This window comes from Pseudomonadota bacterium, assembly GCA_039815145.1.
In the GTDB taxonomy this organism is placed as follows: domain Bacteria; phylum Pseudomonadota; class Gammaproteobacteria; order Steroidobacterales; family JBCBZW01; genus JBCBZW01.
Genome location: JBCBZW010000083.1, coordinates 1 through 22201 on the forward strand (window position 1 = coordinate 1; position 22201 = coordinate 22201).

18 protein-coding genes are annotated in these 22201 nt (G+C 63.5%); 8 read left to right on the forward strand and 10 right to left on the reverse strand.

Annotated elements, in window-relative coordinates:
• On the forward strand, nucleotides 1-1209 hold a 1209-nt coding region (locus AAF184_17505; GenBank protein MEO0424139.1), incomplete at its 5' end, for a tetratricopeptide repeat protein.
• A 381-nt stretch (nucleotides 1210-1590) separates the two neighbouring features.
• Here the strand turns inward: AAF184_17505 and AAF184_17510 are convergent.
• From AAF184_17510 to AAF184_17525, 4 genes are all read right to left on the reverse strand, one after another.
• Nucleotides 1591-3435, reverse strand: coding sequence for an integrin alpha (locus AAF184_17510; GenBank protein ID MEO0424140.1), 1845 nt, complete (start codon nucleotides 3433-3435; stop codon nucleotides 1591-1593).
• 81 nt (nucleotides 3436-3516) lie between these two features.
• The gene (locus AAF184_17515) at nucleotides 3517-4956 is read right to left on the reverse strand and encodes a hypothetical protein (GenBank protein MEO0424141.1); all 1440 of its coding nucleotides are present in this window, start codon (nucleotides 4954-4956) and stop codon (nucleotides 3517-3519) included.
• 764 nt (nucleotides 4957-5720) lie between these two features.
• Nucleotides 5721-8315 carry a serine/threonine-protein kinase gene (locus AAF184_17520; protein ID MEO0424142.1) on the reverse strand — a complete coding sequence of 865 codons (2595 nt, stop codon included), beginning with the start codon at nucleotides 8313-8315 and terminating at the stop codon, nucleotides 5721-5723.
• Entirely contained in the window at nucleotides 8312-8851 is a 540-nt protein-coding gene (locus tag AAF184_17525) for an ECF-type sigma factor (protein MEO0424143.1), read from the reverse strand. Before AAF184_17525 ends, AAF184_17520 begins: the two co-directional genes overlap by 4 nt.
• A gap of 198 nt (nucleotides 8852-9049) precedes the next feature.
• Between AAF184_17525 and AAF184_17530 the strand changes: the two genes are divergently transcribed.
• Nucleotides 9050-10678 carry a choice-of-anchor D domain-containing protein gene (locus AAF184_17530; protein ID MEO0424144.1) on the forward strand — a complete coding sequence of 543 codons (1629 nt, stop codon included), beginning with the start codon at nucleotides 9050-9052 and terminating at the stop codon, nucleotides 10676-10678.
• Nucleotides 10679-10725: 47 nt separating this feature from the next.
• Here the strand turns inward: AAF184_17530 and AAF184_17535 are convergent, their stop codons facing one another.
• From AAF184_17535 to AAF184_17545, 3 genes are all read right to left on the reverse strand, one after another.
• Nucleotides 10726-11901, reverse strand: coding sequence for a tetratricopeptide repeat protein (locus AAF184_17535; protein ID MEO0424145.1), 1176 nt, complete (start codon nucleotides 11899-11901; stop codon nucleotides 10726-10728).
• A gap of 139 nt (nucleotides 11902-12040) precedes the next feature.
• A complete protein-coding gene (locus AAF184_17540) occupies nucleotides 12041-12439 on the reverse strand; it encodes a hypothetical protein (protein ID MEO0424146.1) in 399 nt (132 codons plus the stop codon).
• Nucleotides 12440-12516: 77 nt separating this feature from the next.
• Complete coding sequence (locus tag AAF184_17545; protein MEO0424147.1) at nucleotides 12517-12969, reverse strand: DUF3592 domain-containing protein; 453 nt, start codon at nucleotides 12967-12969, stop codon at nucleotides 12517-12519.
• Nucleotides 12970-13290: 321 nt separating this feature from the next.
• Here AAF184_17545 and AAF184_17550 point away from each other — a divergent pair, with 321 nt between their 5' ends.
• The 4 genes from AAF184_17550 to AAF184_17565 all read left to right on the forward strand — a co-directional run bounded on the left by AAF184_17550 (nucleotide 13291) and on the right by AAF184_17565 (nucleotide 17762).
• Complete coding sequence (locus tag AAF184_17550) at nucleotides 13291-13956, forward strand: intradiol ring-cleavage dioxygenase (protein ID MEO0424148.1); 666 nt, start codon at nucleotides 13291-13293, stop codon at nucleotides 13954-13956.
• Between the two features lie 186 nt (nucleotides 13957-14142).
• On the forward strand, nucleotides 14143-14730 hold the full coding sequence (locus AAF184_17555; protein MEO0424149.1) for a class I SAM-dependent methyltransferase: 588 nt from the start codon (nucleotides 14143-14145) through the stop codon (nucleotides 14728-14730).
• Nucleotides 14731-14789: 59 nt separating this feature from the next.
• Entirely contained in the window at nucleotides 14790-16337 is a 1548-nt protein-coding gene (locus AAF184_17560) for a phospholipase D family protein (GenBank protein MEO0424150.1), read from the forward strand.
• 234 nt (nucleotides 16338-16571) lie between these two features.
• Nucleotides 16572-17762: a GGDEF domain-containing protein gene (locus tag AAF184_17565; protein ID MEO0424151.1), complete on the forward strand. Its 1191-nt coding sequence runs from the start codon at nucleotides 16572-16574 to the stop codon at nucleotides 17760-17762.
• Nucleotides 17763-17940: 178 nt separating this feature from the next.
• Here the strand turns inward: AAF184_17565 and AAF184_17570 are convergent, their stop codons facing one another.
• A complete protein-coding gene (locus tag AAF184_17570; GenBank protein MEO0424152.1) occupies nucleotides 17941-19335 on the reverse strand; it encodes a hypothetical protein in 1395 nt (464 codons plus the stop codon).
• A 392-nt stretch (nucleotides 19336-19727) separates the two neighbouring features.
• Between AAF184_17570 and AAF184_17575 the strand changes: the two genes are divergently transcribed.
• Nucleotides 19728-20441, forward strand: a complete 714-nt coding sequence (locus AAF184_17575) for a hypothetical protein (GenBank protein MEO0424153.1) — start codon at nucleotides 19728-19730, stop codon at nucleotides 20439-20441.
• Here AAF184_17575 and AAF184_17580 read toward each other — a convergent pair.
• Both AAF184_17580 and AAF184_17585 read right to left on the reverse strand, forming a co-directional pair.
• On the reverse strand, nucleotides 20415-21026 hold the full coding sequence (locus AAF184_17580) for a permease prefix domain 2-containing transporter (protein ID MEO0424154.1): 612 nt from the start codon (nucleotides 21024-21026) through the stop codon (nucleotides 20415-20417). The two genes, AAF184_17575 and AAF184_17580, sit on opposite strands and share 27 nt — an antisense overlap.
• On the reverse strand, nucleotides 21023-21361 hold the full coding sequence (locus AAF184_17585; protein ID MEO0424155.1) for a PadR family transcriptional regulator: 339 nt from the start codon (nucleotides 21359-21361) through the stop codon (nucleotides 21023-21025). Before AAF184_17585 ends, AAF184_17580 begins: the two co-directional genes overlap by 4 nt.
• A gap of 87 nt (nucleotides 21362-21448) precedes the next feature.
• Here AAF184_17585 and AAF184_17590 point away from each other — a divergent pair.
• Nucleotides 21449-22201 (forward strand): leucine-rich repeat domain-containing protein (locus tag AAF184_17590; protein MEO0424156.1); only part of this gene is annotated, 753 nt, incomplete at its 3' end.

Genomic DNA, 22201 nt, shown 5'->3' on the forward strand with positions numbered 1-22201 from the left:
AGGGTCGATCATCTGGTCGAAGGTTCCGTGCGCGTGCAGGGCGAGCGCATGCGCGTGGCCGTGCGCCTGATCGCCACGCAGGCGGATCAGCAGCGCTGGTCCGACAGCTTCGATGCAAGCCTTGAAGAGGTGTTCGCCATTCAGGAGCGCATCGCCCGACACATCGTCAGCGCGCTCGAGCTGCATCTCACCCAGGAGGAGGACAGGCATCTGCGCCGCCAGCCCGCGCAAGGCAATCTACAGGCCTGGCAACTGGCGATGGCGGCGAGACAGCAGTCCCTGCGCTGGCGACCGGATGCCATCGATCAGGCTATCGATCTGCTTGGCCGCGCGATCGAGCTGGCAGGCGACGAACCGATGCTCCACGCCGCCCTGGGGCGCACCTGGTTGCACTACCGCGAGGCCGGCATCGATCTGAGCGAACGGCCCCTGACGGAGGCTCAGCATCAGGCCGAACGGCTCCTCGCCATTGATGCCAACGACCCCGGCACCAGGCAGCTGGCGGGCTGGATCCACTACAGCCGCGGCGAGGTGCAGCAGGCGGTGCGGGAACTGCAGCGCGCGGTGCAGGTGAATCAGTCCGATCCGGACACCTTGGGCCTGCTGTCCAACTGCTACCTCATCAGCGGCCGCGTTACCCGCGCCCGGCCGCTGATCGAGCGGTTGCTGGCGATTGACCCGCTGACGCCGCTCACGCAGTGCCTGCCCGGCTGGGCGGACGCCCTGGACGGTGACTTCCGCGCCGCCCTGCCCGCCTATCGACGCATGTTCGAGATGGACCCGGGAAACCCCATCGGCCGCCTGTTTTACGTCTGGATACTCGCCTCCCTCGGAGACACCGAGGAGCTGCTGCAGCGAGTGGAGGAGTTCCCCGCGCCACTAGCCGATTCACTGCCGGCGCAGATCGCGCGCATGTTCGCCCGTGCGGTGAGAGGGGAAGCCCTACCGAGCGGCGAAGCCCTGCCGGACCACCACGAGGCCCTCGCCATGAGCAACGATATGTTTCCGCGGTTGCTCGGTCAGGCGTACGCGTTAGCTGGCAACGGCACCGAAGCCGTACGGTGGCTTAGCGTCGCCGTCGACCGGGGCTTCATCCATTACCCGTTCCTCGCCGAGTCTGATCCCACCCTCAAGGGGATCGCTGGAGATCGCGATTTCGTGCGGCTGTTGGAGACGGCGCGCGAGCGTTGGTCGGCCTTTGAGGATTAGCAGCGAGGGTTGAGTAACGGGAATACTGGCGGAGACGGGGCACGTGACCCTGACTAAACTAGCCACAAGGTGTTCGCGTTTCATGAGGTTAGCAGCGTACACCGCTGCCGCCAGGTTGGCTGCCAGGCGGCACTGGTGATCGCGAGTATTGACGAAGTCTCTTTGGTCTGGAAGGAGTCCCGCCGCAAGAAACTCCCGCCCCCGCGAACAGGTGCTTCAACGCTCAGAATCCGAGAATTGCACTCCAGCGTGCCCACGCTCGATTAAGGAACCGAAAACCCCTTGACCGATCCCTCGCTCTAGCCCGTGTAGATGCTGGCGTTGTGGCATACAACCCGGTCATCGCGAGACCAAGCCACCTGGGGATACTTCTCTCTGGAGTCAGTTGGGGGCGCAGGCCTCTATCTCCCCACTCGGACCAGGCGCCTCGAACCGATCGCGGAAGAGCGTTCTCGCGTCCGCGATGTCCACTGTCCCGTTCCCGTCGAGATCAGCGTCGGCATCATTGCTACCGAAAACGCTGCGCATCACCACCCAATCCCGTAAATCAACCACGCAGTTGTTGTCCAAATCGGCGTCGCAAACGTTGCCGAACCCGTCCTTGTTCGTGTCGCGCTGATCTTGGTTGAAGTCTTCCACGCAGTTATCTTCGCTGTCCGGGACGTCATCACCGTCGAGATCCGCCCGACCGAAGAACACGTAGGCACGGCCCGTAGAAACGCCATCGACGAGCGCGAACGGCGCCCCCAATACGAAATCAGGGCGCCCATCTCCGTTGACGTCGCCGGAGGTCGTGCTGACACTGTCCCCCAAGCTGGCTTCCGGGTCTGGCCCGAGGAAGCGAATCGCCGCTGCATCGCTAAGCTCCATATGGCCGGTTGCCCCAAGGCCGGCTCCGCCGAGCACCGCGTACACCAAACCAGCACCCGGTCGCCCCGGAGCAGACCCCTCCCGCCCACTGATTAACAAGTCGTTGACGCCGTCATCGTTAAGGTCGTCAACCCACCCGAGAACCAAATCGCTGTCGGCAGCACCCTCTTGGGCCCCGATGATCGTGAATCCGTTGCTGCCGTCCAAGTCGGTCGAAAGGAGTTCCGCCTGATCGTCCAACGCTGGCGACCCAAACACAACCCAGACCTGCCCAGCTTGCAGATTGGCAACGGCGGAGCCGAAGGCCACATCATCCACGCCATCCTCGTTGAGATCTCCAACGCCCACGCTCGCGATACCGCAGCGAATCGCGTCTTCGACACACTTAATGGTGATCCCGCTGCCGGCCTCTAGCCCGGACAGGTCAACACGTGCGGGAAACGGGCCACTACGTCCGAACAGAATGTAGACCTCACCGCCTGACTCGTTCGCTGCGCCACGGGCGGAGTTCGCGCCCAAAATGATGTCTGAGACGCCATCTGCGTTGGCGTCGAACGCACCGCCACAGTCCCGGCCTGTCGTGTTGCCGTTCGCAGCACCGTTGAAGACTACGCCGTTGGTACCGTCCAAAGAGATGATGTTGTCAGGCACCGTTTCAACGAAGTTTGGTCCGCCGAACAGAACATACGCTTGACCAGAGACGCGTCTACCGCCCGCGTCTGCAGTCCGTGCAACCACCAGAGCGTCATCGTATCCATCGTTGTTAAAGTCTCCAGCAGGCGCAGCGCAGTCCCCAAAGTCTCCGAAATCATCCCACCCGTCGATAGCTACACCAACGCTACCGTCTAGGTCCGCTTCCGTGATAACGGGCGGGTCGAACGGTTCCGCTCGGCCAAAAACGATGTACACGCGCCCAACCGAAGCCTCGCCATCGATTTGCACAGAGCTCGCCGTGATCATGATGTCATCAAGACCATCGGCATTAAGGTCTCCTATGCCAGAGACAACAAAGATCCCAGAGTCTGGGCTGGTACCCTGAAATACGAAGCCGTTCACCCCATTAAGGTCATCAACACTGAGTGATTCGGGCAGCGCGTCTCCACCAAATATGATGTACGCCTCCCCGCCCAAGGGGAGTTGTTCGGTGGCAGCTAGCAGCGCACCGATTCCAATGTCGTCCATGCCATCGCCGTTGACGTCACCGACTATTCGAACGCCGGTGCCGAGCAGGTCGTCAGCAGAACGCCCGTCGACAACCATCCCATCATTGCCGTCGAAGTCCTCGAGATCGACGACGGGTGGAAACCCACCCGCCGCCTGCGCAGTCACGGCAATGAGCGCAAGGGTAGACTGCATAACTCGCCTTCCGAGGGTCGATCCAAGGGACCTCCACCGATACGTTCTTTGCCCAGACATTGCTAACCTCTCCCTGGAGTACTAGAGGCTGTTCAGGACAGCCAGTGAAACGGTGACGCGCCGCAACGCGAAGTCCTGCAGCAGATTCTGGTTGAACGTGCAGCCATCTGGGTCGTTGGGCCCTACTACCTCCGAGTAGAAGAAGTACGGAACACCGTTGCCGCCTTCGTATACCTCAAGCTCTGCGCGGATCCTGCGAGCCCGGCCGGGGCTGCGCGTGTTCAGGCGGATCGCCCGAACCGGGTTTGGTGAGCGCTCGACAAGAGCGAGCCATACATTGCCGTCTGTTGCTTGGGGAAACTGCAAAGCGCTTGAAGTTGAGAATAGCACGTAGGTCCGCCCACCAAAATTGAAAGTCTCAGGGGAGAGCAGAAAGTTCAAGTTGGCGACAGCCTCAGACTGAAAGACGAGTTCGTCTTCGTACAAGCTTGTGAGGTCGCTTGCCGTAATCTGCATAAAGTCCTCCCAGATACCCGAGCCAGGGGCCGTCTCCGCGCGAATCGTGATCGCGGAAGACAGAGCATTAGGAGCAGACTCTCGGAACGCAACCATGTTGTTGTTTTCGGCAGGATCCGCGTTAACAAAAAGATAAGGATTGAACTTATTACTGGCCGTTTGGCCGGTGACATTTATCGGAGCAACGGTATCTGGGTTTTCTACGTCGACGAGCCACACCTGAATCGATGGCGTCGGAGAACGATAGGTAGTCACCACCTTGAGACTGTCGTCAATAGCTCCTTGATATGTATGTAGCCGCCCCCACACGACACCTTGTTGATTGAACTGCCTCTCGCCACCGGTTCCGTTGGGCAACCAGTCTGTGACCGTTGCCCATCGCAGTTCGTCGGAAAATAGATCGTTCGGGTCAGTATCGTAGGCATAGAGCGCCGTCGCTCTAAAGGGCGATCCCTCATCTTCGTTGGTGTAGACGAAGAACCTGCTCTCCATACTGCCCGGCACAACGTCTTCGACAGCCGGAATTTGCCCCACGGCCGACGGATCGAAACAGTCTCCAGCCGGACCGACTCCTGGGAAACAACCGAGCACGCCGTCGTCGTAGGTGAGAATACCCACTGCCTGAGTGTTGTCCGCGAGCGTACCGATTCGCCTCGTATAGGCAAGAAAGGTCTCTGGCTGCAGCTGCGGACTCGTACCAACAGCGAATTTGGGGCCCGCCTGTGCTCGATTGTAATACTCAACATCATCCGCGATTTGAGACGTCGTGTTAGGCACTATGGTGCCCGTAGCTGGATCCATAAACGCGGCGAAGGCGCGTTGCTCGACAATGCTAATCTCACGCTGGTAAACCAATACATCGTTGTCACTGTCGAACTCTGGATCCAGTACGTCGCAGGCCACGAAAGTATCGCTCTGCTGGGCGACAGCAACCGACACCCCCAATACTCCTATCAACGCCCCGTAGAACCGCAAGCCTAGAGCCCTGTTTGCGTTATATCTCATTTACAATTCCCCTTATTCCACTGAAGAGTTCCCAGAGTAACGATGACCTGTTCGCCTTCACTCGCTTGACGCGCACGCCGCCGACTTCTTCGGATGCCATCCCTCTGACTTCTTACTTAGTCTTTCGCTAAGGCAATGACGGCCGGTAACATAACTAGAGAGCCACACCCCTTACAATCAATTGATTGGACCAATCGGGTGATCGATTGCATCAATTAGGTAAGCGACTGTTTTTGGGGATAAATGCAAATGTCCGGACAGGTGAGATACCCCATACGGCGACTAAGAGAGTTGCTTGTTGCGCAAGCTACGCAATTCCGCTCAATACCACTCCGTGGAAACCGCGGAGCTTGCCGTTATCGCAGTGAGGGCCGGACGCAACTGGGGCGCAGCCCGTTGCCATTGACCTAGTGGTCCCAGCGTCACCCTATGGTTGACGAATCAGTCGAATGAACGAATGCGAACTGAGAAAGAGTGGCGCGTACCCAAGGTCACGCCAAGCTGGATGAGCTAACGACGGGTGACGAGATAAGTCCTTCTGTGCGCAACGAGCGCCTTACACTTCAAGAGACGCGAGCCCAGATGACGGACACCTCTGATTTCACCATCATCTATCGACAAGACTGATGATGGTCCGCCCTATCGCAGTCGCTACTCCAAGTGCCGGGGACAGACCGAGGCGACATGTTCGAAGTGGTGCTTGCACCTTCCCCGCCTTTATGTCCGAGCTCTTAGAGCACGGATTCTTGGCCCGTGTGTTGATCCTACTCACCATCCATTGACCGTACCAACGCCAGATCGCTCTGCGCACGCCGCACTCGCCAACCGGGCTGCCCAGGAATGGTCTCCAGCATCACGACGGCACTCTGCAGTACGGCCATCGCATCCCGGGCACGCCCCTGGCGCAGCCACACCCCCGCCAGCACCGAGTCTGCGATCGCTACCCACCGGTGCCCCTCAGGCAACTGCGCCCGCGCACAGGTGGATCCAGCCTGGGCGTGGGCTTGCGCCCCTGCCAGGTCGCCCTCGTCCATGAGCGCCATCGCCAAACTCGCCCGCACGATGCAGTAGTGCACCACCTGCTGAAGCTTCGCGTGCTCCAGGATCTGAAGCGCCTCCGCCAGGTGCCCTCGCGCTGCATCCGCCTGCTGCCGACGTAGCTCGAGAGACCCTAGGTTCAACAACACGAAAGCCACATCAGGATGCGCCTCACCAAGTAACCCGCGTAATCTCCCGGCAGCATCACGCAACGCGCCGCCGGCGGCGTCGAGTTCATCCTGGGCGGCGAGCGCCGCTCCCAGGTTCGACAACACCGCCCCCACGTGATGGTGATCGCGCTCGCCATAGATCACCTCGTGCATGGCGAGGGCATCGCGAAGGTAGGCTTCGGCAGTGGCGTGGTCGCCAAGGTTGTTGGCGGTGGCGCCGAGATTCGAAAGCAAAAGCATCGTGTCGCGGTGAATGTCCTGACCGAGCGATCGGCGCAGTACCAGGGCATCCTCGAATGCGGCGCGCGCCTCCTCGTAGTGGCCCAAGCGACGGTGGGCAGAGCCGACCGCCGTAAGCGTCTCCGCAAGAGAATCATGCGCAGGCGGCAGATGACGACGCTTCAGCACCAACGCCTCTTCGAGCACCTTCATAGCAGCCTCTAGGCTGCCAAGTTGTAGGTGAGCTACGCCAAGGTTGTGCAGATTGATGGCGTAGGCCGCACTCTCACGCCCGAACAGCTGCTCATTGAGGGTCAGCGCTTCGCGGTGACTGGCCAGAGCGTCCTCGTAGCGACCGCTCCCGAACTCCGCGAGGCCGAGCAGGCGAACGCTCTCGGCGTAGGCGGCATCGTCTGGCTCGAGTTCGCGACGCAAGGTCACGGCCTGGGTGGCGATCTCACGGGCTCGCCCGTAGAGCGCCAGATTGCGGTACACCTGCCCGATCGCATCGAGCAGCGTGGCCTGCGTGCTCGGTTGATCGGCGAGCCGCTGAAGGACGCGAGTCGCACCGGTCTCGAACACCTCGGCGGCGGTGATCGAGGCCCCGCGCGTGGCGGAAGGGTCCGCCTCCTCGAAGATGTCTATGAGCAGCTCCGTCACCGCCAGGGCCCTTGCCGAGTCCGCTGCCGCACTCGCCTCGGCGAGCTGTGCAGCCTGCGTCGCCCGCAGCGCGTTGCGATGCTCCTGGAGCAGGGACGCGGTCGCCACCACGATGGTCAAGGCAAACGCACCCGCCACGAGAAAGGCACGACGATGGCTCGCAACCGTCCGCCCGAGGCGGTACGCAAGCGTGGGGGGATGTGCATTCACGGCGCGTCGCGCCAAGTGACGGTTGATGTCCTGCGCGAGCGCCGCCACCGTGGCGTAGCGCAAATCCGGGTCATGGGCCGTGGCGCGGAGCACGATGTGATCGAGATCCCCGGTCGTCTGGCGGACCAGCCGCGTTGGGTTTTCCAGCCCGCGTTCGTGGGCACGCGTGGCCAGCTCCCGGGGCGCTAGCTGACGCAAACGATCACTTGCCCGCCCGACCGCACCCTCCCGGGGCACGGGACCGGTCAGCAGCTCCAGCAACAGCATGCCGAGCGAATACACGTCGCTGGCCACGGTCAGTGCGTGCGCGCCGCCAGCTTGCTCCGGACTCCAATAGGGCGGTGTGCCGCTCACCCAGCTCTCGGCACGGCTGGATGAGGTGTCGCCAACGCTGCGAGAGATGCCGAAGTCGATAATCTTCGGACAGGGTTGTCCATCGGCGCGCGTGACCAGCACGTTACTCGGCTTGATATCTCGATGCAGCACGCCACGGCGATGAGCGTGGGTCACCCCAGCACATACCTCGAGGAACAGGCGCAAGCGTGCGGGCATGCGCAAGCGTTCCTCATCACAAAAGACATCGATCGACGGCCCCTCCACATACTCCATGGCGATGTACGGCACCGAGCTGCCCTCGACGCTCGCCTCGTGGACGACGGCGATATTGCGATGGGCCGTCGTGGCCTGAAGCACCGGCTCTGGCTGGAGCAGGTGGCGCGTCGTCTCCGCATCCAGGGGGGCAAGTAGCTTGACCGCCACCAGACGCTCGGTCTCGTGCTGCATGGCGAGGAACACCTGCGCCTGGCCGCCCTTACCGAGGGGACGCAGGAGATCGTAGCGCTCGAGGGCCGGCAGGGTGTCGTGCTCCGCGCAGGCAAACGGACCTAAGGACGGAAATCGCGCAGCGGCATCGTGGCGCGCCGCAAGCATGCGCGACAGTTCCTCGCGCAGCGCGGGCGTATCGCAGTGGGCATCCAGAAACGGATCCAACGCCTCGTCGTCGAGGGTGGCCGCTTGCGCGAACAGATCACATAGGTGATCCGTTCGCGTGTCGTCGCTCATAGCACCGAGGCAGAGAGCCGATCGGCCACCCAAGCACGACCCGCCTCCCAGCGGGTGTTCACCGTGCGCTGACTGATCCCGAGCGCCTCCGCGCACTCGCGCACGCTCAGGCCGCCGAGCGCGCGCAGCTCGAACACGGCCGCGAGCTTGGGGCGCACCTCATCGAGCTGCTGCAGCACCTCGCACAGCTCCAAGAGGCTCAGTGGGGGCGAGCGTTCACAGCCGTGGGCCTCATCGAGGGTCACGCGCAAGCCGTAGTCACGGCGTTGGCTGGTCGTACTGCGCGCGTAGTCGATCAGCGTGTGGCGCATGGCGCGCACGGCCGTACGCACGTAGTGGAGCGGCGAGGCGTAACGACGCGCCTCGTCTTGCGCCAGTTTGATGAAGGCCTCGTGCACCAGCGCGGTGGCGCGCAGGGTGTGCCCCTCGCGCTCCGCCCGCATCAGGCGGCTGGCGATGCGCCGCAGCTCTTCGTAGCTCATCGCCGCCAGCGCTGCAGCGGCTGCCTCTTCAGGGCTCTTCGAACCGTCGGCCATCCTTACCTCCGGGCTATCAGCACCTGTACGAGGCCCATCATTCACCTCGCTTGACGTTGCAATCAAGTCCCGCCGGACTGGTGCGACGCACCAGCGCCAACAAGCACACACTTGCGCGATTCATCAGCGTTCTACGCAGAGAAGGAGTAGGGGCGGAGCGCCTCACCACCTTAGAGCGAGTTTAAGGAGAACGATGTGATGGACAATCAACGACTTCGACCCACCTTTCCCGGCCTGCTTACCGCAGCGGTCTGGGTGATGATGCAAAGCGCGGGGACGGCCTTGGCGGACGAGCTCACCCCCTGCGACCCCGACGCCCCCACCACCGCGCTCGCCGTCGGCGACATCTTCAGCTGCGAGTTCGACGCGGTCGGCGACACGGACGTCTTCACCCTCGAGGCGAGCGCCCCAGAGCGCTACCGCCTCACCCTCGTCGACCGTGACAACGCCGCCGCCGACCCCGTGGCCGAGCTCTTCGACTGCGTAGGCACCTCCTTCGACTTCATCAGCACCCCCAACCAGGCTGGCGCCTCCCTGGAGTTCGACGGCCCGTGCACCGGCACGGTCAGCGTGCTGGTGTCCGACTCGGGCAACAACGAGATCGGCAGCTATCACATCGCCCTGCAACGCCTCTCGCCCCTGCCACCGGAGACCGTGGAGGTGTGCGTCGACTGTGAGGTGGAAGCGAGCCTCTCGCCTGCCGGCGACAGCGACGTGTTCTCCTTCGAGGGCACGGCCGGCACCACCGTGATCTTCAGCGCGTCGGATCGCGACAACGCCGCCCAGGACACCTTCGTGGACGTCCGCCTCCCGAACGGCGATCCCCTGCTCGGCCTGGTGACGCCGAACTTCAGCGGCACCCGCGCCACCGCCACCCTCGACAGCACCGGCACCTACACGCTGATCGCCTCCGACATCGGCGACTCGGAGACGGGCAACTACACGGTTGCCGCCCAGCAACTGTTCCCGCTACCGCCGACGGCCATATCCATCGGCTACGACGAGACCATCGTCGATACGATCTCGCCCATCGCCGACAGCGACATCATCGCCTTCACCGGCGTGAGCGGCGACACGATTCGCATCACCGCCACCGACCTCGACAACGCCGCCCTCGACCCCTTCCTGGAGGTGTACGGCCCCGACGGTGTGCTCATCACCACCCTCGCGCCGCCCAACAACTCCGGCACCTTCGTGCAGCTTTCGCTGACGCAAACCGGCACCTACACAATGGCCATGTTCGACTCTGGCATCAACGAGACCGGCTCCTACTCGGTCAACCTCCAGTGCATCTTCGGCTCGTGCTTCGGCGCGCCGGACATCGACGTGGTGCCCGACCGGGTGAACTTCGGCACGGTGGATGTGGACGACATGTCGGCACCGCGCACGATCCAGGTCTCCAACGTGGGCGATGCGGATCTCGTCATCACCATCACGCTCCAGTCCAGCAACCCCGCCTTCACGCTCAGCAACGACACGTGTTCGCTGGCCGTGCTCGCGCCCGGCGGACAGTGCAGCTTCGACGCGGTGTTCGCGCCGTCGCTGAACGGCCGTGCCATCGGCGTGGTGTCGGTGGTGTCGAACGATGAGGATGAGCCCGACGTTCGCGTGCTGCTGATCGGCACCGGCGCCAACGCGCCCCCGGTCGATCCTGTCGGCGGCGAGGTGTTCGGGGCCACCGTGGCCACGGTGAGCTGCACCAACCAGGCGACGGGTCAGACCGTGCTCATCAACGACGGCCTCGCCACCTTCGACTGCGTCGCTGCAGGCCTGCAGGCGGACCCTGCCGACCCGATTCGGATCATCATCTTGGGTAACGTTGACTAAGCCTGGGATGGGTGCCGGGCGCACGTGGGTGGCGCCCGGGACCTCGGCTAGGGTGTGCCGGCGCGGCGGTCCAACACTGCCAGCTTCGCCTCATAGAGCGATCGCGTGCTGCGGCGTGGCGCGTTCTCTAGGGCCAACCCAAGCGCCTGCTCCGCGCGCTCGCGCTTGCCCATGTGCAGGTACGCGATGGCTAGCTGGGCGTGGGCCTCGTGCAGGTAGGGCGCGATGTCCAACGCTTGCTCGAAGTAGCGCGCGGCTTCCCGGTAATCGCCCGCCGCCATCGCCTCGCGCCCCGCCGCCACCCAGCTGAAGGGGTTTTGATCGTCGAGGCGCTCCAGCCTGGCGGACACCTCGAGCGCTTCCTGGCGACGATCCTGACGGGTGAGGAGCACGACGTAGTTGCGCAAAAAACTGGCTTTCTCAGGCAGGTGCTCGATGGCGTAGCGGTAGATGCGCTCGGCCGTGGCTGCATCCCCGGCGTGGCGGTAGACCACGGCGAGCGTGTTGAGGGCGATCGCGTTGCCCGGGTCGTGGCGCAGCGCCTCGCGCAGCAGCCAGAACGCCGCCCCCCTGTCGCCGGCGGCGAGGGCCTCGCCCGCCACGTTGCTGTAGTACATGGCGACGTAGGCCTCGTAGGGCAGGTTGCCGATGAGGCGAACCCGCTTGGTGTCCTCGGGGAAGTAGTCGAAGCGGATGCCCGGTCGGCGCGCGCCCGAAGCGCCGTCGGTGATCTTCTGCCAGCGTGGGTCGTAGAGGATGCTGCGCACGTGCACGCCGCGGGAGACGATGTCGCCGCGCTGTTCGAACACGGGCGTGCCGTCCACCAACTGGTAATCGACATCGATCTCCACCAGGTCAGCTAGCGCGGTGGTGAGGATGGCCAGGGAGAGGCAGTTGCCCGACGCTGACGACAGCACCTGCGAGGCGGTGCGCGTGTCGTTGTGGAAGTCGAAGCCGCGAGTGATCTGCAGCAGGTAGTCGTGCACACGCTCGTGGGGCGGTGTGGCCTCGCGAAGCGGTTGGTAAAAGTAGTCGAGGAACGCGTGCTGCTGTGCCTCGCTCAAGGTGAAGACGGCGACCTCGTCCACGATGTCGGGCCTGGGGCCAAAGCGCTCCGTGTCGACGGGGAGGGTCGATTGGAATTGCGCGTGTCGGGCGCTGGGTAGGGTTGCGCAGGCTGAGAGCTGCAAAGCAACAAGCAGCGTGAGCGCGACGCTAAGCATGCGAGTTGCCACTTCACTCCCCATCTCGCCAACCACCCTTGAAGAGACCCTCGCACGGCGCGTGGGTTCCACGCGGGGCCTCAACACCCGCACGTCCATCGGGTCCGCCCGCCCACCGGACGCCACCGTCGCCGATCACCTATCCCTGGAAACTCCACCACAGGTAGGCCGCCAGCCCCACCAGGAGCACGAGGCGATAGGCGATGCTGAAGCGAGAGTAGGACAGCTTGCCCTTCTCCCGGCGTACGTCGAAGGGGAGTTCGCCGCGCCAGTACTTGCCGCGATTCAGTCCGAAGCTGTAGGTGTACTCGTCCGTCCGGATCCGCAGCACATACGCGGGAAACACCCCTTGCCATAGGGAGATCAGCACCGCCTCACGGATATCCGCGATGGCGATCACCCAGTCGCCACACACGAGTCGATCGGCGAAGACCTTCAGCCACGCACGGCGGGCCGTGACCCAGTTAGCCGAATAGCGCAGCTGGTCGCCCTCGGCAAGGGTCGCTTTGGTCATGCACTTGTGCAGAGGATCAGCCATTCGCTCAACCAGAAGTAGTATCGCCAGCCGTTGGCCACGAGCACCTCGAACGCGGCAAGCGTAGTGAATTGGCAGCACTAGGCTCGAAAGACGAAGGCACCGCCGATGAAGAACAGGCCAAAGACGGCGAGCAATAACGAGAACACCCAGTACCGATCCTGCATCATCACCTGATCCGGCGCCTTCGCATCCACCAACAAGCGGAAGGTCGTTCCCGGCGCATAGGGCTCGGGCTGGCGATCGACGAGATCCGTCGTGTACACATACTCGCCGAACTCGTATTCCACGATCGGCTGATAGCAGGTGTAGTAAGTCGCTTCCTGGGCGCCCGTACTGTTGCTGCGGGACATGTCCTGGCACTCGGTTTTGACGCTCTCGACCAGCGTGGCTTCCACCTGGGCCGCACCAAGACGAAACGCCACGGTCTTGCCCGCCAGGTAGAGCCCAGCCAGTAGTGCGAGCACACCAATGGCGCAGCAGATAATGAAGGCGACGCTCACGCCGGACCCCGTGTTCTCCATGCTCAGCATTGTGCCAGCTTCCAAAGCGGACCGAACCGCATCAGCCTGTCGAGACCCTGGATTCCTACAGATCCATGCCGATCTCGGCAGCCTTGGACTTCGGGTTAGGCGAGCACCTTCGGCATTCCGCTCAAAGTGCCGGCGGGACGAAGCCTCCCAGGGTGTTCTCCAGGTGCGCCGCGATCGCCAGCGCCACGTCTCCGCGCCAGTGCGATTATCGAAGGATTCCTACGAGGCAACCGCGAAAGACGAGTTACCCTGTGCGAGGTGCTCACCAGTCCGTGCGCATCGAAACCGGCGACACCAAAAATCGTGGTTTAGGAGTTAACAATGGAAAGACGAACCCTAATCAAGGGGCTTGCCGCCGGCGCCGTCGTGCTTGGTGGTGGCGCCGCGGTGGCGCTCTCGTGGCTCAATCGCAAGTTCAATCCGCGCACCCCGCTCGAGTACGCCTTCCCGCCAGCTTCGGCCGCAACCGGCGAGCTCACCCCCACGCCGGCATGTGAGTCGCCGCAGTCACCGACACTGCGCCAAACTGAAGGCCCGTTCTACACGCCGGAGACGCCTGAGCGCATGTCGCTGCGCGAGGTCGGCGTCGCAGGCGACCCGCTGGTGCTGGAAGGGCAGGTGGTGGACACGGCGTGCCGCCCCATCGTCGGCGCGGTGGTGGATATCTGGAGCTGCGACGGCAACGGAGACTACGACAACAAGGGCTTCCGCCTGCGGGGTCACCAGTTCACCGATGCGCAAGGTCGCTTTCGCTTTGAGACCGTTCGCCCGGTTGCGTACAAAGCCGGATTCGTGATGCGCACGCCGCACCTCCATGTGAAGGTGCAGGGGCGCGATACGCCTATGCTGACCACGCAGATCTACTTTCCCGACGAAGCGCTGAACGAGAGGGATTCGATTTACGACGATGCGTTGCTGGTAGCAATGGACGAATCTGGCGGCCATCCGACCGCGATGTACCGATTCGTGCTGGCGCGCAACGGGTGATGGTCGTGGTCAGACCTACGCGTGCGGTGAAAACGAACGAGTACGCTAACCGGTAGCCGCGGAGATCACTTGGTGATCTCCGGCGCAATCCGGGAGAGTCCTGTCCACCAATCGACAGTGGCTCCCGCAAGCGCTCATCATGGGGCTCGACATGACCGTTCGAGCCCAGTACGCAGGGAGGCCAACATGTTCGACGCCCACAGCTTCGATGCCCACTACTACCGGCGCTTCTACCACGGCGCCGACCACTCGCGCTGGGTGGCGGGGGCGGGCCGAACGGCAGACCTGCTCTACGGCATGGCACGGCACTACAGCGTTCGCGTGCGCCGCATCGTCGACCTCGGCGCGGGTACGGGCATCCTGCTGCGAGCGCTCGAAAAGCGGTTTCCTCGAGCGAAGACCGTCGGCGTCGAACTGTCGAGCCACGCCGCCCGACGCTACGGATGGATCGAACGATCACTCGTAGACTTCGAGGATGCCGCCGGCTTCGATCTCGTCGTCTGCCACGACGTCATCCAATACCTGACCGATGCGGACGCGACACGAGCGATGGAGCGGTTCTCCACCCTGTCCCGCGGGATGCTCTATTTCACGGGGCTCACCGCTGTCGACGTGCGCGAGACCTGCGACGCCGAGGTGTCGGACCTGCGGGGTCGCTGGCGCAGCGCGCAGTGGTACCGCAAGCGCCTAGGGCGTGACTTCGTCGACGTCGGTTCCGGTGTACACCTGTTGAAGTCTGCCGAACTCCCGGTGTGGGAGTTGGAACGCCGGTGACAGCGCTTCGCCACGGAGTTCGCGCAACGACGAGGGGCATTCCCCCGACGAGCCCTGTTTTGCGTACCTCACTGCTCTGGCGTCTGCCCCTACTCGTGATGTTGGCGGCCCTGTCCGCCTGCACGAGCATCGATTTCGAGTACCCGCGCAGCGAGTCGCAGGCCTTCACGGATACCGACGGCACCGGCCTCGCACGCGCCCTGGCGCCGCTGGTCGCCAACCGCGCGCCGGGCGAATCCGGTTTCCACGTCCTCAACGACGGCATCGATGCCCTCGCTGCAAGGCTCCTGCTCATCGAGCGGGCAGAGCGCGCGATCGATGCCCAGTACTACCTCATCAGCAACGATCCCGTCGGCCGGGTGTTCGTGGATGCTCTACTGCAGGCCGCTGATCGCGGAGTGCGCGTTCGTCTGCTGCTCGACGACATCCAGACCAGTGGCTACGACGCCGCCATGGTCGGCATGGACGCCCACCCCAACGTGGAGATGCGGGTCTTCAATCCCTTTGGACGCGCGGGCGGACGAGGCTGGAGTGCGATCACCGATTTCCGGCGAATCAATCGGCGGATGCACAACAAATCCCTCACCGTGGACAATCAGGTCACCATCGTCGGTGGTCGCAACATCGCGGATGAGTACTTCGGTGCGAACAAGGACGTCAGGTTTGCGGACCTGGACGTAGCGGCCGTCGGGCCGATGGTGCAGGACGTCTCAGCCATGTTCGACACCTTCTGGAACCACGACACGGCCTTGCCCGTGCCGGCCTTCGCCAAGATGCCGGATGATCCATCGACAGCGCTCACTGGGTTGCGCGATGCCCTGCAGGAGACGCGCGGTGAGCTCGACGATACGCCCTATGCCGAGGCGCTGGCCCGTGAATCGTTGGCGTTGCTGGAGGGCAAGCGAGGGACTTTCGAGTGGGCCACCTACGAGCTGGTCTACGACTCCCCGGACAAGGGCTTGCGAGCCAAGGCAAAGGACGCGGCGTCGATCACGACGCCCTTGCGCGCATCCCTGAGCGCTGCCGAGGAGGGCGTGATCGTGATCTCCCCGTACTTCGTACCGCGCAAGACTGGCGTCGAGGGATTCTCGGCGCTGGCGGCCAAGGGCGTCGACGTGACGGTCGTGACCAATTCCCTCGCGGCGAACAACCAGTCGACGGTGCATGGTGGCTATGCGCCTTCGCGCAAGCCCCTGCTGCGGGCTGGGGTCAAGTTGTACGAGGTGAGAGCAGATGCCCAGGTGGCGGGGGCGGAGGTGGTAGCTACCGAGGAGACGCGCTCGACGCTGCACACCAAGGCCTTCGTCGTGGATCGACGCGAAGTGTTCATCGGCTCGTTCAACTTCGATCCCCGCTCCGCGAACATCAACACGGAGTTGGGCGTGATCATTCGTTCCACGCCGATCGCCACGGCGTTTGCGGCGGGGTTGAGGGAGCAGCTTCGCGATCAGACCTTCGAGCTGTTTCTGAACGAGCAGGGTGCGCTGCGCTGGCGGGGTGTGGAAGGTGGTCGGGAGGTGGTGCTCAAGCGGGAACCGCAGACGAGTTGGAGCAAGCGGTTCAGCGCCGGTGTTATGCGGTTGCTTCCTATCCGTGGGCAACTGTAGATCGGTGACGAGGTGAGTTGTGGACCAGAGAGCCTCGGATACGGCGGGCCTAGAGGCCTGAATAGCCAGGATGCTCCGCGCCGCACTGGGAGGTTCAGACTACCTTAGGCACCGACGACGAACACCCAATCGCCACCACAGGCCGTCGCTCGCTGAGCAGGGTGCGAACTGGATCGTCGCCTCTGTCTACCCGCTTGCCGCACACTGCCAGGGATCTGAGACGCGGTAAGTGGAATGCAAGCATCATTTTTGATCGTCGTTGCACTCGCTCTGAGCTGCACGGTGTTTACGGTAATCTTCGCCCTGGCCTATTTGCACCTCGGGCGGCGACCTCATGCGAAGAGCTGGTCGCTATCCTTCGCCGTTGCCGCGTTGATGTTCACCAGCACGCTGACCAAGGACTCCTTCCCCTCCCAAACGTTCTACTGGCTCCTATGCACGGCCCTATCGTGTTCCTCGGTCACGATCGGGATACGTGGGCACCTTCAACGCCTGGGCAAGCCGTTCTCGGTCTACCATCTCCTGGTTCCCGTGGGCGTTTTCGCGGTGGTGCTTTGGGCCACACTGATCACCCCGCACATGGGGCTGCGAATCTCCCCGCTGGCATTGCACGCCGGTGTGTCCTACACGATGGTCACCTGGTGGATCGTCTCCTCGCGCCGTATCAGCATCGCGGAGTGGGGCATGGCGGGCTCCTGCGCTGCCTTCGCCCTCTGCCAATGGGCAGCGGGGTTGGTGGCGCTGTCCCAGGGCGCAACGCTAGATTCCGACCTCATGTCCCACTACCTGGCTATCAACTACGTTGGCATGCCGGCGTGCTTCCTCGGGATGGGTATGTTTGCGGTGTTCAGCTTGGCCAGCGATCTGGCGGAAGAGATGCGTCAACTTGCCAGCATCGACCCCCTGACGGGTCTTGCGAATCGTCGGGGTATGAATGACGCCATGGCGAGGGCGTGGGCATCGGCCCAGCGAACCGATCGAGCCGTGTCGATCCTGTTGGCAGACCTGGATGGCTTCAAGCGCATCAACGACGAACACGGGCACGCCGCTGGCGATGAGGTACTCAAGGCCGTCGCTGAGCGAATGGCATTTGGCCGCCGCGCGGATGACCTCGTGGCGCGTTGGGGGGGAGAGGAGTTCGTGCTGCTGTTAGCGGGGCCGACACACACCCAAGCCGCGGGCATCGCCGAGGAAATCGATGCGCGGATTCAGGCATCCACCGTCGAGACGGCCACTGGCAGCATCCGCCCGTCGGCGAGTATCGGCGTCGCTACGGCCCACCCCGGCGACAGCCGGCTGGAGGATCTGATCCGCCTTGCTGACGAGCGCATGTACGAGCGGAAGACGGCACGGAAGGCCGAACGCGCGCGTGCCGCTGCCCAACCGCAGGTTGATCTTACGCGAGCGCCGACACTGATGACTTGACCCGCCACGTAGTGTGCAGCCCTTGGACGTCGCCGGATGCTGGTTGGCCCATCGAAATGGGAGTCACTTTACCCCAGGGACGCAGAATGCGGATGCCCTAGGGAGTGACCGCTCGCGTACCGAGAGGGAGGTGGGCAGGGCTCAGCCCAGGCAGCTGCCCCCTACCCACGAGCGCCTCCTATTGCACTCGAATGAACGTGGGTGTGGGCAGCGTCTCAGACGCCTTGTTCAAGTTCACGAGCTGATCGATCAACGACAACACTTGCATAGACCTACCCGCATCTGTTGGAACGTACCAGCGCTCACCGTTCAGAACCCCAGAGACCAGCTCGCCGTTGAACTTGTTCGCCGAGCCTGACCTTACGACGAAGATGGGCGAACCCTCCTGATCGGTGCACGCGGTGCCACTGGGCGCGCACCCCACGAAGACCGAGTTGATCGGCGATCTCTTCAACGACCTAAGGTATTCGCCGACAGCGTAAATCACGCCGTCCGTATTGCGGGTGATGAGAGTCACCCCGGAAAGCTCTTGCATTCCCGCTCCCACTTTGATCGCGTTTTGGTATCGATAGGATGCTTGCGGAAAGAGCGGTAGCTGTCCGGCGGACGACGCGCCGTCCCTCAAGAGGATGTCTCCGCCTTCCAGACTTTTCGCCACTAGAGGCAAGTAGTCGTTCAGACAGTCCTGATAGGGGCTGATCGTGGCTCCTGCCGGGACCACGTCAGACTCGTTCAGGCATTTCCCATGCAGCACTTTGATACTCTTTCGCGTAACACCGATTGACGTATCGATTTCGCCGATGAGGCCAAGGGCGACGCCGCCCGGAGGGTGTGCGATCTGGTATGCTCCGCCGCTCGCAGACACCACTAGCCCCTGCTCCACCAATGAAGCCAACTCCGCACCGTTTAAGGATCCTAAGGGGACACTCTGGGCCGAGGTTTTCTTGGCATACAGCGTGAAGCTATTGGCCGCCGCTCTCCATAGTTCACTGGCAGGGTCATTGACCACCTCCAGCAGCGTTCCATCCTCGAACTCGAACCGCACAGATTCGATCATCAGGTGCGCGATCATGTCACTACGCCACCCTTGCGAAAGAAAGAGAGCGACCTGACTGACACTCAGGGGTCGAAGAATCCCTTGATAGAACTCCTGCGTCGCCAACACCGCCACCGTGAAGTTCGGGTCACTCGTGATCGAACCCGTGAGCTTCGGCGCCAGGCTGGGGCCGGCGTACGAAAACACCTCGTCGACTGTGCCGTCGCCTCCACTGTTCTTGAAGGTGCGCATCTCCGAATCGCCAAGGGGAGTCGTTAGGGCCACCTCTCCTCCCACGGTGGCGTTCAGATTACCCTGTATCTGCGATAGCGCAGTGTAGGAACGCGGTAGCCGCTCGCGGGCGCGCAGCACATTCAAGAAGGCGACCTGTGTTGCCATGTCGGCTACTGCGTGGTTGTAGTCCACTGCATTTTGACCGATCTGCCCGGAGAGCGAGGTGCAGCCCGTGAGTGCCCCAAGGCACAGAATTACTGAAGTGCGCCAGGCAGCGCGTGCGTGTCCACTGTAGATGGCCATTCATTACCCCGGATTTATCTTCAACGTTTGCTGTATGCCCACCGGGCGCGATGGACATGTAGAAGTGTCTTGGGCACGTCAGATCTCTCACTCTCCTCGTACGGTGGGTGCCCGGGCGGGCGAGGAAGGCGTAAGGACGAGGTGCTGACTCAACCCACCGCAATCCGAACGGCAACGGATCAAGCGCGACCCGCGCCTTACCCGCTCGCTCCAACACCCCCACCCAACGTGACACCACGAGCTGAGATCACCGCCGAAAGCTCTGCTAACAATGCCAACCGGGCGCAAAGCGCCCTTCGGCCTCCACCCGGTCGGGATCTGCGGGTAAGCTGTCGCTCGCTTGCGCGATTGCGCACCCAAACCCCGCCGTCCACCACCACACGAGCCCGCCGATGCCCTCCGGCCCCGTCGAACGTCTCCTCGCCCAAACCCCCGCCGTGAACCTCATCGGCAGCATCCGCCCAAAGCTCGGCGGAGCGTTACCCTGGTCCTTCACCTACGGGGCACGCGCCAAGCGCCACTCGATGCGCCTGGTGCTGATAATCCTGGGCGTGATCCTGCTCGGCAGTGCGTTCGCCGTGATCCTCGCCATCCGCGCCGGCTGGGACCCTCAACGCATGATGGCCCTGAGCCTGGTCGCCTACCTGGTGCTGAGCATGGCCGTGCCCAAGCTCATCGGCCGCAAGAAGCGCGGCGGCACGGGGTGGGAGCGGCAGGTGATGATCGATCAAACCCACGTGCGCGTGATCGATCGCCACGGCGAGCGATCCACCCAGTGGCGCCAACCCCTGAACACCTATCGCGACCTGCGTCATCGCGTCGTGAGCGTGGGCGGCAAGCCCCTCGGCAGCACCCGTGCGCCCGTGCAATTGGATGTCGTCGAACTGCGCCATCGCAATCCGGGCCGCACCATCTACTTGCACGGTGACCGCCGCGCGAACGCGACCGCGCGGGAGGATCTTGGAGGCATGATCGAGGCGGGCCGTGAAACCGAAGGCGCTGCTGTGCCGGCGCCGCTGGACGGACCGGATGAAGAGGCCTTCCAGCGAATGCTGAGCGACTGGTCGGAAACGCTGGGGTTACCGGTCTCCCGGGAGGCGGAGTAGGCGCTGGGGGCTGGGCGAGCGCGCCATGAGGGCGATGGCGCACCACAGCGCCAGCAGCACGCTCAAGCGCATCCAAACGGAATCGAGGGGCTGGGGATGCACGGCGAAGAAGAGCGACGGTAGCGATAAGGCACTCCCCACCATCCACCACCACGCGCGCGAGTGAGCGCGCCCTTTGGCTAACTGGTGTGCTCCCCCAAGCACCACGACGATGCCGAGCCCAGTGATGACGCCGTAAACGAGGAAAAACGTGAGGCGCCCGGGCAGCTCCCCCAAGGCGAGCAACTGCGCAGTGATCGGCCACGCGGTCGCGCGCACCAACGTCATCTCCCAAAGCAGCAGCGTCGGCACGCACAGGAGCAGCCACCCCAGCGCCCTTACGCCACCCACTTGCTCGATGCGCAAGCCCGCCAGAAACGGCGCGAGGCGTAGCACATCACCCCAGTAGCGCCACCGCGCGCGGCTCGACTGCGACGCCGCGCAAGCATGGAAACACTCCTCGAGATCACCTAGCAGATCTTCTCGCCGCGAAGCGGGTGCGAGCCGTTCGACCAACCACCAGGCGAGCACAGGCGGGCGACTCATGGCGTGGAGCCCTCCCCCGCCTGCCACCCGGGCAAGCCACTGGCCATGGCGCTCAGCACCCGCAGCGACTCCTCCAGCGCCTGAGCGCCCACTCCCGTGAGCACGTAGTAGCGCTTCGCACGGCCGCCGCGCACGGGCGTGGCTTCGCCCATACGAGAGTGCACGTAGCCCTTCTTCTCCAGGCGCGCGAGGGTCGGATAGAGCGACCCCAGGGACACCGCGCGACCGGAGCGGGACTCGATCTCGCGCAGGATGGCGACGCCATAGGCCTGCTCGTCGTCAAGGCGCACCAAGGCTGCGAGCACGAGGATCTCGAACTCTCCGAGGGTCTTCACAAGCTGCCTCGCGCTCCCACCGTTGCAATTACTCTTACATTGTAAGATAAATCTCCACGCACATTCCAGCCTGCAGGAAATCCGCCCATGTCCAGCCCTTCGCATCTGCTCTTCGCTACCGTCGTGGCAACCTTCGTCGTCGGCAGCGGCTTCGCGCACGCCGAGCGCTCCGCCCCCCTCAAAGACCACGCCCTGGCATCCGCCGCTGCCCGCACCCTCGGCCTATCGACGGACACGTTGACCGTCGAGGCCCTGGCCGACCTCACCGAACTCGACGCCACCGGCGCCGGCGTGCGCACGTTGGCTGGACTCGAGCACGCCACCCACCTGACCCACCTCCGCCTCGGCAACAACCGGATCCACGACGTCGCGCCCCTGGCGGCGCTGACCGATCTGCAGCAGTTGGTGCTCGACGCAAACCCCGTACGATCACTGGCCGGCCTGGAAGGCCTGCACAAGCTCCGGGTCTTCCATGCCATCGACACCCCCCTGGAAGACATCGACGCGGTACGCGGCTGGTCATCCCTCGTCGGCATCACCCTCACCGGAGGCGACTTCCACTCCTTGCAGCCTCTCGCGAACAAGCCGACCCTGCGCGCCGTGTGGGTGCCGGACAACAACCTCCGCGACGTCTCGGCGCTGCGCACGCTCCCGCAACTGAAGGTACTCGTACTCGGCGCTAACCCAATCGATTCACTAGCACCGGTGAGTGGACTGACGGCACTCGTGGATCTCGCCCTGTTCGATCTGAACCTCACCGACATCGAGATGCTCGCGCCCCTGGTCGCGCTCGAGCGCCTGAACCTGCGCCACAACGCCATCGTCGACCTGACACCCCTG